The 17,323-nt window shown below is 34.5% G+C and carries 18 protein-coding genes; 10 read left to right on the top strand and 8 right to left on the bottom strand.

The window, feature by feature from the left end:
- Position 1 precedes the first annotated feature (1 nt).
- The 4 genes from MP477_RS18240 (at position 2) to MP477_RS18225 (ending at position 2,649) form a co-directional block, all read left to right on the top strand.
- Positions 2-220: a (4Fe-4S)-binding protein gene (locus MP477_RS18240; protein WP_230038845.1), complete on the top strand. Its 219-nt coding sequence runs from the start codon at positions 2-4 to the stop codon at positions 218-220.
- Positions 220-615: an OsmC family protein gene (locus MP477_RS18235; protein ID WP_230038844.1), complete on the top strand. Its 396-nt coding sequence runs from the start codon at positions 220-222 to the stop codon at positions 613-615. The genes MP477_RS18240 and MP477_RS18235 overlap by 1 nt, the downstream gene beginning before the upstream one ends.
- Position 616: 1 nt before the next feature.
- Positions 617-904, top strand: coding sequence for a GNAT family N-acetyltransferase (locus MP477_RS18230; protein ID WP_002984420.1), 288 nt, complete (start codon positions 617-619; stop codon positions 902-904).
- 185 nt (positions 905-1,089) lie between these two features.
- A complete protein-coding gene (locus MP477_RS18225; RefSeq protein ID WP_230038842.1) occupies positions 1,090-2,649 on the top strand; it encodes a sodium:solute symporter in 1,560 nt (519 codons plus the stop codon).
- A gap of 86 nt (positions 2,650-2,735) precedes the next feature.
- Here the strand turns inward: MP477_RS18225 and MP477_RS18220 are convergent, their stop codons facing one another.
- Positions 2,736-4,964: a reprolysin-like metallopeptidase gene (locus MP477_RS18220; protein WP_257191502.1), complete on the bottom strand. Its 2,229-nt coding sequence runs from the start codon at positions 4,962-4,964 to the stop codon at positions 2,736-2,738.
- Positions 4,965-5,316: 352 nt separating this feature from the next.
- On the opposite strand from MP477_RS18220, the gene MP477_RS18215 reads away from it, so the two are divergent.
- The 3 genes from MP477_RS18215 to MP477_RS18205 all read left to right on the top strand — a co-directional run bounded on the left by MP477_RS18215 (position 5,317) and on the right by MP477_RS18205 (position 7,776).
- Positions 5,317-5,835 (top strand): hypothetical protein, encoded by a 519-nt coding sequence (locus MP477_RS18215; RefSeq protein ID WP_257191501.1) that lies wholly within the window; start codon positions 5,317-5,319, stop codon positions 5,833-5,835.
- A 108-nt stretch (positions 5,836-5,943) separates the two neighbouring features.
- Positions 5,944-6,798, top strand: a complete 855-nt coding sequence (locus tag MP477_RS18210; RefSeq protein WP_257191552.1) for a transketolase — start codon at positions 5,944-5,946, stop codon at positions 6,796-6,798.
- Positions 6,799-6,828: 30 nt separating this feature from the next.
- Positions 6,829-7,776, top strand: coding sequence for a transketolase family protein (locus tag MP477_RS18205; protein WP_257191500.1), 948 nt, complete (start codon positions 6,829-6,831; stop codon positions 7,774-7,776).
- A 162-nt stretch (positions 7,777-7,938) separates the two neighbouring features.
- On the opposite strand, the gene MP477_RS18200 is transcribed toward MP477_RS18205, so the two are convergent.
- From MP477_RS18200 to MP477_RS18170, 7 genes are all read right to left on the bottom strand, one after another.
- Complete coding sequence (locus MP477_RS18200; RefSeq protein ID WP_257191499.1) at positions 7,939-8,979, bottom strand: T9SS type A sorting domain-containing protein; 1,041 nt, start codon at positions 8,977-8,979, stop codon at positions 7,939-7,941.
- An 863-nt stretch (positions 8,980-9,842) separates the two neighbouring features.
- A complete protein-coding gene (locus MP477_RS18195; RefSeq protein ID WP_257191498.1) occupies positions 9,843-10,364 on the bottom strand; it encodes a hypothetical protein in 522 nt (173 codons plus the stop codon).
- On the bottom strand, positions 10,339-10,821 hold the full coding sequence (locus tag MP477_RS18190; RefSeq protein WP_257191497.1) for a hypothetical protein: 483 nt from the start codon (positions 10,819-10,821) through the stop codon (positions 10,339-10,341). Before MP477_RS18190 ends, MP477_RS18195 begins: the two co-directional genes overlap by 26 nt.
- A 31-nt stretch (positions 10,822-10,852) precedes the next feature.
- On the bottom strand, positions 10,853-11,395 hold the full coding sequence (locus MP477_RS18185) for a DUF4375 domain-containing protein (RefSeq protein WP_257191496.1): 543 nt from the start codon (positions 11,393-11,395) through the stop codon (positions 10,853-10,855).
- A gap of 43 nt (positions 11,396-11,438) precedes the next feature.
- A complete protein-coding gene (locus MP477_RS18180; protein WP_257191495.1) occupies positions 11,439-11,972 on the bottom strand; it encodes a DUF4303 domain-containing protein in 534 nt (177 codons plus the stop codon).
- Positions 11,973-12,684: 712 nt separating this feature from the next.
- Positions 12,685-13,815: a virulence RhuM family protein gene (locus MP477_RS18175; RefSeq protein ID WP_257191494.1), complete on the bottom strand. Its 1,131-nt coding sequence runs from the start codon at positions 13,813-13,815 to the stop codon at positions 12,685-12,687.
- Positions 13,808-14,713, bottom strand: a complete 906-nt coding sequence (locus MP477_RS18170; protein WP_257191493.1) for an IS1595 family transposase — start codon at positions 14,711-14,713, stop codon at positions 13,808-13,810. Before MP477_RS18170 ends, MP477_RS18175 begins: the two co-directional genes overlap by 8 nt.
- A 508-nt stretch (positions 14,714-15,221) precedes the next feature.
- Between MP477_RS18170 and MP477_RS18165 the strand changes: the two genes are divergently transcribed.
- The 3 genes from MP477_RS18165 (at position 15,222) to gwsG (ending at position 17,320) form a co-directional block, all read left to right on the top strand.
- Positions 15,222-15,422, top strand: a complete 201-nt coding sequence (locus MP477_RS18165) for a TIGR04139 family peptide modification target (RefSeq protein WP_230038820.1) — start codon at positions 15,222-15,224, stop codon at positions 15,420-15,422.
- Between the two features lie 96 nt (positions 15,423-15,518).
- On the top strand, positions 15,519-16,421 hold the full coding sequence (locus MP477_RS18160; RefSeq protein ID WP_257191492.1) for a hypothetical protein: 903 nt from the start codon (positions 15,519-15,521) through the stop codon (positions 16,419-16,421).
- The gene (gene gwsG / locus MP477_RS18155) at positions 16,418-17,320 is read left to right on the top strand and encodes a grasp-with-spasm system ATP-grasp peptide maturase (protein WP_257191491.1); all 903 of its coding nucleotides are present in this window, start codon (positions 16,418-16,420) and stop codon (positions 17,318-17,320) included. Before MP477_RS18160 ends, gwsG begins: the two co-directional genes overlap by 4 nt.
- Positions 17,321-17,323 lie beyond the last annotated feature (3 nt).

Genomic DNA, 17,323 nt, shown 5'->3' with positions numbered 1-17,323 from the left:
TATGGAAACACACGAATATCCCAACGGCGACATTACTGTCATCTGGCAGCCTCAAAAGTGTATCCACTCTGCTGTATGCGTAAAAATGCTTCCAAAAGTCTACAATCCTAAAGACAGACCGTGGATAAAAGCAGAAAATGCAACACCTGGAGAACTTAAAGAACAAATAGATCAATGCCCTTCAGGAGCATTAAGTTATAAATTCAACATACAAAAATAATGGCGGTAACGGTAAAAGCAAGTTTAGGAAAAACAAAATATTATACAGAGGTAACGGCCGGTGACAATACAATTATTACCGACGAACCTATTGATAAAGGCGGGCAGAACAAGGGTTTCAATCCTCTGGAAATTCTGGCAACCTCTCTGGCAAGCTGTACAGCAGCCACTTTAAGAATGTATATCGAAAGAAAAGAATGGGAGGTGGAAAACATCAATGTAGAGGTGGAACTTGAAAATTATCCGCTGACCAAAAGAGCGATTTTCAAAAGAGACATTACCTTTGATGGAGTTCTGGATGATGAGCAGATGAAAAGACTGCACACCATTGCTGATGCCTGCCCTGTTCATAAAATACTAACCAACGATATAGAAATACTAACTAAATTCTCATAACATGATCGAAGTAAAACAAAACAACGACGAGAAACACGGAAGTTTTGAAGCTTTCATAGATGGAAGACGCGCAGGAATGATGACTTACACTTGGGCAGGAGAAGAAAGATTTATTATTGACCACACTGAAGTGGAAGAAGCCTACAACGGAAAAGGAGTAGGTAAAGAAATGCTTTTGGCAGCTGTAGATTTTGCAAGAAAGAACGGAAAGAAGATTATCCCCCTCTGCCCTTTCGCTAAAGCAAGCTTCCAGAAGAGTGAGGAATTACAAGATGTTTTAGTGAATTAATCACTATTCTCCACCCTTACCATATTAACCTTTCAGTACGTATCTGGAAGGTTTTTTATTTTCCTGTTTTAAATGCAAAACCTGCAAATATTTCATGTTATCAGTCTATAAAAATCGACTCTGAAGTAAATTCCTCATTCACGACTGATCTTTTTTATATATTTGCTGAAATTTAAAATATAAGCATGAATTCCGGAACTATCCTTTTGCTATTTGTTTTTATCTATTTCATTGGTCTTTTAGTGATTTCTTATTTCACAAGCCGAAATTCTGATAATCAGTCCTTTTTCATCGGCAATAAAAAAAGTAAATGGTGGCTCGTTGCATTTGGAATGATAGGAACCAGCTTAAGTGGGGTTACTTTTATTTCCGTTCCGGGTACCGTCGGAAAAATGACCGGTTCTGAATATATTTTCGGAGGTTTCGAATATTATATGATGGTGATTGGTTTTTTCATCGGATATTTTATTGTGGCAGCCATTCTGCTTCCATTGTATTATAAGATGAACCTTACTTCCATTTATACGTATCTCGGAAAAAGGTTTAATGTGGAAGCCCATAAAATAGGATCTATATTTTTCATCATATCCAGAGCTATAGGGGCTACTGCAAGGTTATATCTTGTAGTGAATGTTTTACAGATATTTTTACTTGAGGGACTGGGTGTTCCTTTTTGGGTTACTGCTCTTGTGCTTTTGCTGATGGTTCTTTTATATACTTTTGAAGGCGGGGTAAAAACTATTGTGATTACGGATACATTGCAGACCTCTTTTATGATCATCAGTTTAGTGGCTTGTATTGTCTATATTTTATCCAATCTGAATTTATCATTTGGCGAAGCCTATACTATTTTGGAACAGAAAAACTATACCCATTTTATCAATTCTGATCCCAATTCCAAGACGTTTTTTCTAAAAACAATTGTAGGGGGAATTTTCATTACCATTGCTATGACCGGTCTGGATCAGGAAATGATGCAGAAAAACATCTCTGTGGATAACCTTAAGAACTCAAAGAAAAACATGCTGACCTTTGCAGGAACGCTTCTATTTGTAAATCTTGCGTTCTTATTTCTGGGAGGTTTACTTTATCTTTTTGCATTACAAAACGGAGCAGAATATGGAGTGATAAATTCTGAAACGGTGACCAATATTTTCGGATTTAAAGATGCATCAGGAAATATAAAAAACATTATGGGTGACGACCTTTTCCCGGCCTTATCACTTCAGGGATATTTCCCGATGGCCATTTCCATCATTTTTATTATTGGCTTAATTTCAGCATTATTCCCTTCAGCAGATGGAGCGTTAACAGCCGTGACAAGCTCATACTGTGTGGACCTTTTAAATCTTAATGAAGACAAAACCAAATCTGAAAAAGAAAAAAAACACCTCCGTATGAAAGTGCATTTGATTTTCACCGTGGTTTTCTTTATCCTGATCATGGTTTTCAAGACGATGAATGATAAATCGATTGTTTATCTTATTATGGAAGTTGCCGGATATACCTACGGACCACTTTTAGGTCTTTTTGCTTTCGGAATTTTCACCAAATTTAAAATATCAAAAAAATACTCCATTCTTATCGTAACTATTTTAGCTCCTGTCCTTACCTATCTGATCAATTTTGCGGTAACATCTTATACCGATTACCGGATTGGCGTAGAGCTGATTGTTCTGAATGGATTGCTGACGTTTATCGGGTTGTGGCTGGTAAAGGATAAACAGTATCTGAGAGTCGTTTAATTATAATCATTTAGCATATGAGGCTAATAAATAATAAAGGCTGTTTTACGAGTAAAACAGCCTTTATTATACACTTAATATGGTATTTATTCTTTAATCCACTTGATGGTTTTATCCATATTTTTAGTTTTAACATTAATTAAATAATCTCCTTTAACTAAGTGGGTTAAATTAAAGGTACCCACTTGATCATGATCCGCTTTATTATTGGGCTTGCTCAATACCAATTTTCCACTTACATCATAGATCGCAATATCATAGAGTTCATTTGAATTGGTAAACTTGATATTCAGAAGACCTTTGCTCGGATTAGGATATACTACAAATACATCGTTATTTCCTTTAGTTTCGTTAACCCCTAATACCTTACTAATCGTGAAATTGATAGGGTTAATATTATAAAAGACATTTCCTTCTCCAGCAACCATAATCCTAGCTTGTGCCGTGCTCACATTAGGAATGATAACCGTTTCTGAGCCATCATTTGGTGTAGAAGCTACAATTGTAATAGGATATGTAAGACCACCGTCTGTTGAAAGTAAAATACTTACATTGGCACAGCTTACAGGAGCGGCAGTGGTATTGGCAACATCCCATGTTATTGTTTGAGAAGTGTCACCATTCCAGTTTACAGCTGAAACAGGCGCCGTAACCAGGAACGGACCTGAATTTCCGTCAACAGTAACAGAGGCATCATCATTGGCAACTCCGCCACAACCGGCATTATTATCTCTCACGGTCAGTCTGAATTCCATAGTTCTTCCATAGGATGGTAAAATTTCTCCTTTAGTGGTAACATTATTAATCACATCTGTAATTTGTGGAAAATATCTGTAAGGAACAGTAGTAGGCATAAATGATCTGAATAAAGGAGCATTTCCGGCTGGCGCATTCCAGTTACCTGCCGGCCCCGTATCATTTTGTTCCCAGCAATAGGTAAGTCCATTATTTTCAGCATCTGTTGCGGAGCCCGTTAATTTAAACGGAGTACTCTTAGGTATGGTATAATTATTCCCGGCATTTACAATAGGAGCTGTATTGGCAGCAGGAATTGTCACCTGGCATGTTGATGACTGAACTGCTGTTGTGATAGACTGGAATGAACGGGTATGAAAAATAGGAATACTATTAGGGGCTAAATTATTTGTACTGCCACAAATACCTGCATACGCCATAATGGTGATTCCGCTTCCGGGTTCTACAGCATTACTGCCACTACGATTGCCATTACAGCTTGATGTGGTTGCGTTAAAAGTATGAGGTCCCCAAAACTGGTGTCCTACTTCGTGAGCAACATAATCAATATCATAAGGATCACCAACAGGGTTAGATTTACCTGTAATTCCGCGTGCTTTATAATCAGGATCGCATATGCCATAATAGGCTAATCCACCTCCTCCTGTACTAAATGTATGTCCTACATCATAATTAGCAGTTCCAATGATGGCATCAATTACTGTTTGGCTTTGATCAATTAATATGTCACTGTTATTATTTCCGGTAAAAGGATCTGTATTAGGGTCCGTAAAAATAATACTGGTTTCATTAGGAATTAAAACCAATCTCACAGCTACCTCCTGCTCATATACTCCATTCACTCTGTTGACCGTCGTTACAATAGCAGATAAGGTTTGAGCAACTGTAGGTGTGGCTACCCCCGTTGCAGCCATTGCATACTGATTGGTACAAGCTACAGCAAACCGGAAAACTCTAATTTGAGTCCCTACGCTTGCGGTAACGGTTTTTTGTTCGTTTTTTTTTTCTAATGGAACATTCTCATCCTTTGTACCGCAGATGCCTGGCTGCTTATCGATTAAATCACTTTTTTTGTAAATGATATAATTATTAACATCATTTTTTGCATAAGGATCAATATACGTATCGCCTCCTACCACAGATTTTATCTGCGCATGGAAACCCAGTTCTGTAAAATCCAGTTTTACAGTAGCATATTGGTCATCCACTCCCTGTCCTGTGAAAGTAATAATTTGAGGAAACTTATCCGCCAATTGGGGAGCCATTACTGAAGATTTCCAGATTTTAAATTTTGCTTTCGTCCCGTCTGGCATAGGTAAGACAATAATGGGTGCTTTATCTTTAACATCATTATCTCTCAGTTCCGGGACTGAATTGAAATAGCTTTTCATTCCAGCCACATCCAGTTTATAGGTAAGAAACTTCTCAGGCTCTACGGTTCTGTTTTTAGGCTCTGCTTTAATAGACCTTTCATTGATCCCGGTAAAAAAATCCTGTGCTTTCCCCAGGGAAATGGATAAAATGAATATCCCCAGATAAAATAGTTGTTTAATTTTCATATTTATGATTTTTGATTTTTGATTTCAGGAGAACTACATACAATACTCCGGACTATAAATAATTATAAAAATAATAAAATTAAAACGAGTATTATATTAATAATAATAAAAAATTAATAGTTTTTCACAAAAACAACACAATAAATATGATATCACTATAAAACAAAACATGCTACAATTCTTTACCCCAAAAGGTTGCAAAATGATATTTGAAGAGAAGAATGAATGCCTATTTCCTTCGGAATTAATGATAGTAACTTCCACAGAATTGTCTTTTTTGAATATCTTTTTTGAATATCTTTGCAGTGGATAATAAGAATGCAAACACCCGTGCATTAAAAAACTAAAAACTATGAAAAAATTGATTTCAATTTTCGTGTTCCTATTGACACTAAGCTCTATAAATGCTCAGGAGAATTTTGAAGTTTCTACTTTAAGAATTGGCCCATATAAGGTTTTCATGCCAAAAGCTGAGGCTGAAAAAATTTCCGGTACACAACTGAAGACTTCAGACGGGGATAAGAAAAATATCGTAAAATACAGTGGTGAATCAATCCAAATTGACATTTTCGATAATTACATTAATGAGGCTAATCCAAGCGTTCCTTCTATTTCTTATATGACGACTTCCAGTAAAAAGTTTAAAACTAAAAGTGGAATTGGAGTTGGAAGTACCAGAGATGATCTTATCAATGCTTACAGAAATTATCCTAATTTCTGTGTACATCCTGATTGGGATCAAAATGGCAAACCTATAAAAGATACCGGTTATTTTACCCTGGAAGACAGTGATGCAGGCACACAATTAAGTTTTAAATTTATTAATAATATTGTTACTGAAATTTCAGTTTACCTTAATGAGGGCTGCTAAAAACAGGGAAAATATGTAAATAAGTCAAAATCCGGGTTTTCATATCCGGATTTTTACATTTCCATAAGCCGGTAAAAAATTGTAAATTCGCGTGCAAATAAATCAGATATAATGAGTAAAAGTATTGAAGAGTTAAAATCTCTTACTACACAGATCAGAAGAGACATTTTAAGAATGGTTCATGCTGTTAATTCAGGCCACCCGGGCGGAAGTTTAGGTTGTACAGAATACTTCACAGCACTTTACGGAAAGGTGATGAACTATCATCTTCCTTTTACTATGGAAGGGAAAAATGAAGATCATTTTTATCTATCAAACGGGCATATTTCACCTGTTTTCTACTCTACTTTGGCAAGATTTGATTTCTTTCCGGTGGAAGAACTGAAGACGTTCAGAAAACTGGATTCAAGATTACAGGGGCACCCAACTACTCATGAGGGACTTCCTGGGATCAGAATCGCTTCAGGTTCTCTTGGACAGGGGCTTTCTGTGGCACTTGGTGTAGCACAGGGTAAAAAATTAGACGGAGATCAGTCTCTTGTTTATACACTTCACGGAGATGGCGAGCTTCAGGAGGGTCAAATCTGGGAAGCTTTAATGTATGCTGCGGCTAAAAAAGTAGACAACATTATCTCTACTATAGACTACAACGGACGTCAGATTGACGGGGATACAGATGATGTATTGAACTTAGGAAATCTTCATGCGAAACTGGAGGCTTTCGGATGGACGGTACTTGAGGAGAAAAACGGAAATGATCTTGAAGCAGTAATTGCTATTCTTGAGAAGGCAAAAACTGAAACAGGAAAAGGAAAGCCTGTAGTGATCATCCTTCATACTGAAATGGGTTATGGGGTAGATTATATGATGGGAAGCCACGCATGGCATGGAAAAGCTCCTAATGATGAGCAATTGGATACAGCATTCAAACAATTGTATTTAGAAGCTCCGGCAGATTACTAATATCTTAACATCTCGATTAAAAAAATAAAAATGAAATATACATATACAGAAAAAAAAGATACACGTTCAGGATTCGGAGCAGGATTAGCAGAGCTGGCTGACAAAAACCCTAATGTAGTAGCACTTTGTGCAGACCTTATCGGTTCTTTAAAAATGGAGAAATTCATTGAGAAAGCACCGGAGAGATTCTTTCAGATAGGGATTGCTGAAGCTAATATGATGGGTATTGCTGCAGGGCTTAGCATTACAGGAAAAATTCCTTTTACAGGAACTTTTGCTAACTTTTCTACTTCAAGAGTATATGACCAGATCCGTCAGTCTATCGCTTATTCTGGGAAAAATGTAAAAATCTGTGCCTCTCACGCAGGTCTTACCTTAGGGGAAGATGGTGCTACCCACCAGGTTTTGGAAGATATCGGAATGATGAAAATGCTTCCTGGTATGACGGTAATCAATCCTTGTGACTACAACCAGACAAAGGCAGCCACTATTGCTATTGCTGATTTTGAAGGTCCTGTATATTTAAGATTCGGAAGACCTACTGTTCCGGTATTCATTCCTGAAGATATGCCTTTCGAAATTGGAAAAGGGATCATGTTGCAGGAAGGTACTGATGTAACCATTGTGGCCACAGGGCACCTTGTATGGGAATCTCTTGTTGCAGCTGAAGAGCTTGAAAAAGAAGGTATTTCTTGTGAAGTAATCAACATCCACACGATTAAACCTTTAGATGAAGAGATCATCTTAAAATCTGTTGAAAAAACAGGAAAGATTGTTACTGCTGAAGAGCACAACTACCTTGGTGGCTTAGGAGAATCTGTAGCAGGAATGCTTGCAAGACAAAGACCTACAAGACAGGAATTCGTAGCGGTAAATGATACATTCGGAGAGTCTGCAACACCTGCAGAACTGATGAAGAAGTATAAAATTGATGCTGCAGCGGTAAAAGAAGCAGTAAAAAGAATCTTAGCTAACTAAGAAAGCCTTTTTCAAATGATAATATAAAAGCCGTCTCTGTGAGACGGCTTTGTTTTTATTCAGTTAAAAGTAATTATTTCAATCCAAAGTTTTTAGAGATCCTTACTCCTATTCTTTTTTCAAAAAATCAGAGCACTATAGCTTAGAGGAACCCATAAAAATTTACCTTGTCAGAATAATCTTATGTGTATAGGTTTCCTTGTCTTTTGTTTGCACAGTCAGCATATAGACTCCTCCGGGTAATGCTGCCGGCAAATCAATGGTTTTAGATCTGAATTTCGAACGAAAAACTTCTTTCCCAAAAGTATTGTTGATGAAAATATTGGCATCTGTAAAATCAATATTTCCTTCTAAAGTAATTTGTCCTGTGGTAGGATTAGGAAACAGGGTTAAGACTTTTTCTGCAGAAACAGTTTTCATTACCTTGGCAGAAGGTACCGTTACAGGCTGATAAACATTTTCCTGATAGGCATAATGGATTTTTAATTCATTTGTATAATAACGGGATCTTTCCATAATGAATATAACACCGTTATATGGGAGTGACGTCATAAATTCTATCGTCCCTTTATAAGGGTTTTGAGGGTCTATTTTTAGCCCACCAGAGATCGTTTCACCATTACTATTATTAGGGTTTGTCGTGCCAATATTAACCTCTTTATCAATTACCTGATCAATAGGTTTACCGTCACTGCTCACCCCAATTACAAGTTTAGTAGCGGTTTTAATAGTTGGGAATTGAAGACTTTGGCTAACAGGGACCCCATCAATCTCAGAAAGGGGCTGGATCAATTTAGAGAAATCAATTTCATTAGGCCCAACTGCATTTTGCGGATTTTGGACTGTACAACCTGGACACAGAGCAAGATGATTTTCACTACTTGCATAGACTCTATCAAGCTGATAGGCGTAATACACCCGAAGTCCACCATTAATGTTTATTCCAGTACCCACCCTCAATAAAACCCGGTCATAAGGTTTGGCCGGTGTAAATTCTATAGTCCCTCTACTGGGATCAGCTGCTCCGACTTTAAGAATCTCATTGCTAATAGGCTTGAAATCATTATTTGCTATGTTTCCGTTATAGGTTTGTACAGAAACACCTCCCAGCAATTGCACAGACAAACCGGCTTGATTCCCGCCAATACCTATCACAACTTTCGAATACGTTTTTACCGAAGGAAAAATTAGAGTTTGCTCCATACTCGCAAACAATCCTATTGGAATATTTATGGCAGCATAACTGCTTTCATCAGGCCCAACTGCATTTTCTGGATTTTCGACGGAGCAAAGAACGCAAGGTCCATAACGTTGATTACTCTGACTGCTTACATACACTTGTTGTGCATATACTAGCGTGTTCGTAAAGAACACCAATAAGGGAAACAGTATTGCCTTTCTAAAAGTGCAACCTGCTAATAAATAAATTTTCATATTATTAAGGTTTTGGGTTTAGTTTTTTGAGTTAAATTTTAAATCAAATTCTGAGTGGAAATTTTAATAAATTAAAAAAGGCACAAACAATATAAAATTTCTGACCGTTAATGATACAGTACGTTCGTAACAAGCCTCTGTCATCTGGATGAAAATATTTGGAGTTATCTACATTTAAAACTTCTTGATAGTTACAGTTCTAATACCTACCTATTCATACATTGATAAAAAGTAACTGATGTCAAGGGCAGTATAAAATAATTTAGTTGGTATTTATTTAAAAGATTAAGTCTAAATAAGATTATTAAACGAGCCAGGTACAACCTCATTCAATCTTGGCTTTCTTATACAAATGAGAAAAAATGTAGAAAAAATATTTATTCTCATAGTTATAGTTTTTTAGCATCACATCCTAAGTAAGACAACTTACTTAATTTTAGTATATCAAATATAAAAAAATATTAATTAATAAATATCAATCATAATTTATTTTACTTGAATAAATTAAATTTAATGTTTTTGTTTTATAAAAAATTAACAATGTAAACTTTCAGTTAAAGTCATATTATAAACAAAACCCCGGCTGTTTCTTTGAAGCAGCCGGGGTTTATATAAGGCTTAGATATATACTATTACCGCCCTTCAGCAGTATTCATCGGAATTCCCACTGCCTGCAGTATCGGATATAATATTTCTTCTATATACTCATCTTCCCTCCTATCGGAAGCTTTAGACCCCGAAAAATAATTACTGATCCTGTAGTTTTTTACAAACTGATTTCTTTTTTTCCCAATGGAGAAACAGTAAGATCCCGATTCTTCATTCACAAAATAGGTCATTTCATCAAAGCTCATGATCTTTCTGGAGAAATACAGCTTTCTATAAATGCATTTCTGAGATTTATCAAAAATATAGGTCACCGGAATTCTGAAAATAAGATCAAAGAGGAAGTAGATCATATAAACAGCCCATAATCCCAGGGCAATCTGAAAGGTACCCGAAGACATCTGGGCTCTGTAAAAGTAAATAACAGGAAGTGCTATAACTCCAATGGCAAGCCACCATACCAAAATGCGCATAAAGCTGTATTGAGGCATTATACGGATTTCGTTTCCGTCTTCCCTGAACCTATACCGGTCTATTACGTCCATCATTCAAATTATTGCTGTTCATGATATCTTCCGTCTCATTGATCATCTTCTGTATTCCTTTGTGAGAGACGGCTTGTCCTAAAGCTAATTTTTTGTCTTTTCCGTCTACCTGAAAATGGATAGAAAGAATCACGTTGATCGTAATAAATCCCATATATTTCGTCGCCACTACTTCAAAATTCGTAAAATCCTTCAGGTGATAGGTTTTTGCAGGACTAAAAACGGTATGCTTTCCTGTAATAGTCTGCCGGTCCATATCAATAATAAACTTCTTTGTAAAGAAATTGATCACAATAAGGACAGCAACGGCTATTGTCACGTAGGATAACCATTTTAAATCTATCCTGTAAAACAATATAGTAACGGCAAGAAAAAAGATGGCCACTATAAAAACAAACACAGGCTGGTTTTTAAAAATGTATTGGTTTCCTTCTTTTTTGTAGTAGTTAAGTGTATTCATAATTAATATTTCTGTTCTTATTTGATTAAGGTTAATTTTCTCTGTCTATCTCTCGTCCCATTAGTTTTTCCAGCTTTCCGAACATATTTTCAATACTTAGTACCTCCAGGTCTGGGTGCTTTTTAAGCCATTGAGCATTCAAATCTACTATATCTTCCTCCAGGTTGTAGAATGAATCATTTTTCAGCTTGTCTCTTGTTTTATTAGGCCCAAAATACTCGCTTTCTAAAAACTTCTGCAGCTCTCCTTCTTCCAAACTTTCTACTTTGGCACATTGCTCAAGAAATAAATCCAGATTTTTTTGAGCCTTTATTTTGTTAAGTCCATCTTTTATAATGCCGTTAAGTTCAGTTGACCATCCGGAATTCCAGACAAATTGGGAAAAATTTCCGTTTTTATATTGTGACAAATAGTAATCGATAAAGTAACTGGTTATTGAATCTTCATGCATCTGATCCTGTTCCAAACCTTCTTCATTCAGCAGATTGATAACGGAGATGTTAGAACTAATCACGTCATAAGGTTCATTGCTGTTAAAAGAAGTATCCGAAACAATTATTCTATTCAGTTTCATATTTTTATAATGTAAGGTGTTTTCTAAATCCACTTATGGAATATCAGCTGCTCCACGTATTCATCCATGCGAGGTATTCATCTTTATATTTATTGTTGTTGAGACCTGTAATGATATTTTCCAAATCTTCCGTTTCAAATTCATATTCTGAAACTGTAAAAATCAGGAATATATCTTCACCGGTAATCTGACTAAAGAAATTATCCTCTTTAAGCTTTTTCAATACTTCAATACAGCTTGAGTACAGTTTACTTTGAAATCCTTCAAACCATTCATCATCTTCATCATGCTTATCCAGCTCAGCTCTCAGCTGAGTACAGATGTCACTGAATTCCTCTTCTGCCCCATTCATTTCATATTTCCATTCAGCCGGCTCATATTTATAGTAAAGAGCATCCTCATTATCTGCATTTTCAAGCATTGCAAGAGTATTTGTAGCAGGACATACAGTCATAGCACCTTCATCACTGTATAATGCAAAACTATAGATCTTCTCCTCACCATGTTGGGCATACATTTCCAAAAATGCTTTCTTTGTTGCTTTTTCTATCTGTTGTTTTAAAATTTCAAAATCCATCCTTTTTTTTAAAGAGCCCGTAAAATTACCCTTATCCTACTAAAGGAGCATACTAAAATACAGTAAGTCCTGTCTATTTTCCCTATTATAGACAATATGTTTTTTAAACTTTTGTTTTTTTTAATAAAATCTGTGAAAATAAACTCATTAAAGCTCACATAAGTTTTAAAAAATAAAAGATTTTTTGCTAAAATGTACTTTTTATTTTCAATCCGTTTAAACTTAAAATAAACTAAATTAGGTAACTATATACGAGTTTACACAAACTTACTAAATAGAAATCAGCAAATCATTTAAAAATAATATCTGCCGTAACTTCACTCAAAAATAAAGCTATGGCAGATATTAAAAAGAACCAATGAGGAATTGTTTGAAGAATTAAAATCACGTGGGTTTACTTTGATTTCGGACGGTCGTAAAGAAATGGACTCAATGGTTGTTTCCGTTAAACCTTTTCAAAAAGATGTTTATTATACATTCCAAAAAGACTGGTATAAATGCGTAAGAGGTAGTGGGTCAAACTAAGGACGATGCTCAGTAAGTCCAGTCCACGTTGAACCAATTAAAGTTGAAACTATTAACCCATAACTTAATTTATACTACACCTAATTTTGAATTTACCAGATTCCTGTGAGTAGAATAAAAAGCAAACGCTTTGTTTTGTTAAAAGTTGAATTGCAAATCTAATTAAAGTTTAAGACTTGCAAAAGATTTATTTTTCCGATTTAGGATCAAATCCTAATCCCTTTTTTAGTTTTTGGTCAAAGTCAGATAAATTACTTTCTTGTTCAGCTTGTTTTAAAAATCCGCTTATACTAAATTCTGATCGTGGGGGAATTTTACCAGATACTTTAATTTCAGCTACCACTTTATCAAAATCAGACTTATATTCTACATCTTGAATTACTCTAAATTTTTCATATTCATTTTCTGCTATTTTTTTTGCAATAGATTTTGAAACTTTTCCAGAATCTTTTAATATGTCATATTCATTGAATGATAAGAAAGCATCTAATTTTACAATCCAATCTAACATTTTCATTTCTCTATTTCTGTCTGCCATATTTTCTGCAAAATCTAAATACATAGTAACAACTCTATTCAAATTTCTTATTTCATCTTGATTCAAATAATTTTTAGCAACTGTAACATCAGTTTTTAGAATCTTGCCACCTTTTTTTTCATTCTTCCAAGAGGTTAATCCCATATTTTGACTTTTATAATCTGCTCTCAGTTTTATCAATTCTGCTGCTGTATGATTATGAATAGCCCAATGTAATTTATTCTGAACTGTAGCATAGAATTCTTGTGTTATTGGTGAATGAGGATCATAATCTATTGAAGTAGCATATATATCTGTTATTTTTTGATAAAAAAGCCTTTCACTTGATCGGATTTCTCTAATCCTTTCAAGTAATTCTGCAAAATAATCTTTTCCAAACATTTTATTACCCTGCTTTAATCTTTCATCGTCTAAAGCAAAACCCTTAATCATATATTCTTTTAGCACAGAGGTGGCCCACTTCCTAAATTGTGTAGCTTTGTATGAATTAACCCTGTAGCCAACCGATATAATTACATCTAAATTATAGAAATTCACTGGTTTCGTGGATGTTGCAATGTGCATTTTTTGCACATTACTACTTTCAATTAATTCTCCATCTTCAAATATATTTTGTAAATGCTTCGTTATACCACTAATATCAATATCAAATATTTCTGACATAGACTTCTGAGTAACCCAAATTGTTTCATTATTATCATCAACAATAACTTGAATGTTGGTTTTACCTTCTTCAGATTGATAAAATATAAATTTTGAGTAATTTTCTTGATTATCCATTAATAAGTGTTTTGTAGGTTAATTTTAAAAGTAGTAAATTAAATCTGTTTTCTTCTGTATGTTTTCTTGTATTGTATCTAAATACAAACTCATCAACATACATTTGTAGGTGCTTTTTAGATGTAGCATGATATATTCCATACATGCCACGTTTTAATAAAGACCAGAAGCCTTCAATAGTATTTGTATGTATACGCCCGTTTACGTATTCTGATTGATTATGCTTTACAATACTGTGATCGTAAATTTCAGAAACACCTTTATAACCCAACCACTCATCTGTGTATATTTTAGCACTTTCTTTTACGTCTTTAATTATTTCTCTAGTTAATGTATTTGACTTTATGTCTTCAACTTTATAAGCGTTCAATTTACCGTCAGGTTCAACCATTCCAACTACTGGAGTTTTATCCTTTGCGCTTCGTCCTTGTGATCCATCAATCTTTTTATTTGCGTGGCGATTTTTATTCTTTCCACCAATATAAGTTTCGTCTGCTTCAACTTCACTATCTAAATCATTATTATTCTCAATGCCAAAACATTTTTTAATTCGTTGTAACATGAACCATGCAGACTTTTGAGTAATATCTAAGTCTCTGCCTAATTGTAAAGATGAAATTCCTTTCTTGTGAGAGGTAACTATATAAATAGCCAAAAACCATTTCTGTAACCCTAATTTAGTGTTATCAAAAATGGTATTGGTTTTAACGTTGAAGTATTTGCCGGTATTTTTACATCGGTATTTATTACCTTTGCAATTGTAGACTTTTGAAGTTGGATCAAATGGAGAAATTACATTACCATTCCATCTTAACTTTTCCAAATGTTCAATACATGATTGTTCGTCCGGAAAGGCTTTTATAAGATCTAAAATTGATTTAAAATTCGTGTTAATCATAACATCTGCTATTTATAAAAGCAAATGTAAGAACTTAATTACACAACAACAAATTTAATTTATGTAGAATTATATATAGTCACCTTAAATTATTTATAGCCTTTCGTTCAGCTTTGTGACTCAATTTTTAATTATTTTAAACAGGCTTCAGTCAGTATATCATTGTGTACAATAGAAAATAATACAAGCATATCAATTTATCACACAATATATTACAATTTTATTTTCACTATTACTTTATTTTTAAAAAAGTCTGCATTATTTCATTAAAAATATTTATTCTGTTATTTTAATATGTACAAATTATATTGAAATCTACAATATAAAAAACAAATTTCATCACAATGAAGTGATGTATTTATATTTACATTTGAACCATCAACGCTGATAAAATATTTTCTATCTATTAAAACTGTATGTGCACAGTACAAAGTCGATATGTAGAATAACCTATCCCTATGCCAGGGATGATATGGCAGACAATATATTAATTTAAAAAATTCAAAACATGAAAAAGCTTACAGGAATGAAGGGTAATTTCTCTTCTACAGAAAACAGAAAATTACAAAGAAAAGATTTAAAGTCAATCCACGGAGGTTATCTGAAAGCAGATTACAGCTATGTAGCAACAGACGGTGGAGCTAACTGCTATGATAAGCAGACTTGGAAAGATGGTACGTTGCAGTCTACACTGTATGTAGGCTGTTAGTCGTAAACAATGTAAACTATAGAGGTTCATTCCTCTATAGTTTTTAATACTACTGAACTTTATCGCTATTTTACTCTTTACCTAATCTACAAATCTATGAGGAAAAATACTGCATACTATTTTATATATACCTTAGTTATTAGCCTGTTTATTTTTTCTTCCTGTAAAAACAGAAATCTAAATTATATCGCCTATTATAACAAAGTCAATGAAATTGACAGCATCTACCGATTCAAAAAAGATACACTTTCTGCGATAAAACAATATAAGAAGCTTTTCAGGAAATATCCACCTTTAAATCAGGATCGTATCCAGGAATATGAAACTTACATCAGATTCGCTGATCAGCACCATAAAAATTTCGGTGGAAAAAAAAGCCTTTATAAACTGATTCCTTTAATTGCCCCTTATTGGCAATATAGAAAGGAGGATACCCGCTTTATACAGTTATATAAAAAATATGGTATAAACCGACAGGAAATAGATCTGGAAGTAGCACAATGGAAAAAAAGACTTAATAGAAAACTAATAGATTCATTCACCGTTGCATTTAAGCGTGATCAAGACAGTCGTAAAAACAGTTTGGATATCATTAAAAACGACAAAAAAAATGCTGAAATGCTGAAATGGATGTTTGAGAATGAAGGATTTCCCAGCCTGCAGAAAATAGGTTTATGGAATGGAGACTTTTTTATACCATCAGGTCCATTATTACTTCATATGGCTAATTATGGCGAATATCACTCTTATTTCAAGACCAAAATATTAGAATATGTAAAATCCGGTGAATGCCCTCCGCGGGATTATGCTGCCATGATAGACCGGTATTATCTGCATGTTCTTAAAAAAGATCCACCTTACTGGGTTTATATAGGAAATGGTAACTTAAAAGATTCAGCAGTTATCAATCGTAACCGAAAAAGTATAGGACTTCCTGGTCTTAAGCATGCACAAGTTATTACCAAAGACTTTTCTAAAAAGAATAAAACGGAAAAATGATTCTGATTATTTCTCAAAATCAAGAGATCACTACAACTGAAGTTATAAAATGGCTGCTGAAAATGGGTAAGCCTTTTATTCGTGTCCATGAGGACGAAGTTTTTAAAATTAAAACAAAAGAAAAACGGATCTATCTGGAAAGTCAAAGAAACAGTTTTTTTATTGATGATATTACCAGCATCTGGTACAGAAGAGGAGGATTGGTTTTTGAGCATTTACAATACAAAAATGAATCCATCAATCTCAATATGAATGAATACCAGCACTGGCTGGAAGATTATGTAAGGAAGACGTTAGAGTCTAAAAAACACATCAATAAAGAGAGTAACAGTGATGTCAATAAATTACTGGTGCTGGAGCAGGCACAGAAATTTGGCTTAGACGTCCCTGCTTATTTTCTTGCAGATACTACAGACGGGGTGCAACTTGAAAAAACTATTATCAAAACCATTGGAGGCAATCCGCGGGTGGAAAACATCACCAAAGATTCCACAGGTATGATGTACACCTCTGTAGTTAAAGAATATGAAGATGCCAGCTTCTTTGTCACTTTTTTTCAGGAAAAAATTGAAAAAGATTTCGAGATCAGAAGTTTTTATCTGAACGGCACCCTATGGTCCACAGCCATCTTTTCCCAGAATGATGAGCAAACTAAAATTGATTTCAGAAAGTACAATAATCAAAAACCTAATAGAAACGTCCCTTATCAACTTCCAAAAGATGTTGAAGATAAAATTCATCTTCTGATGCAGTCTTTAGATCTCAATTGTGGCTCCCTGGATTTTATTAAAAGCGGAAACAAATATTATTTTTTAGAGGTCAATACCGTAGGACAATTCCTGGGACTGTCCGTCATATGCAATTATTCATTAGAGAAAGAAATTGCAGATTATTTATGATCC

The sequence above is a fragment of the Chryseobacterium sp. WG23 genome, assembly GCF_024586575.1.
GTDB lineage: Bacteria > Bacteroidota > Bacteroidia > Flavobacteriales > Weeksellaceae > Chryseobacterium.
The sequence above is the reverse complement of the archived record's forward strand: the minus strand, read 5'-3'. Positions and strand labels throughout refer to the sequence as shown.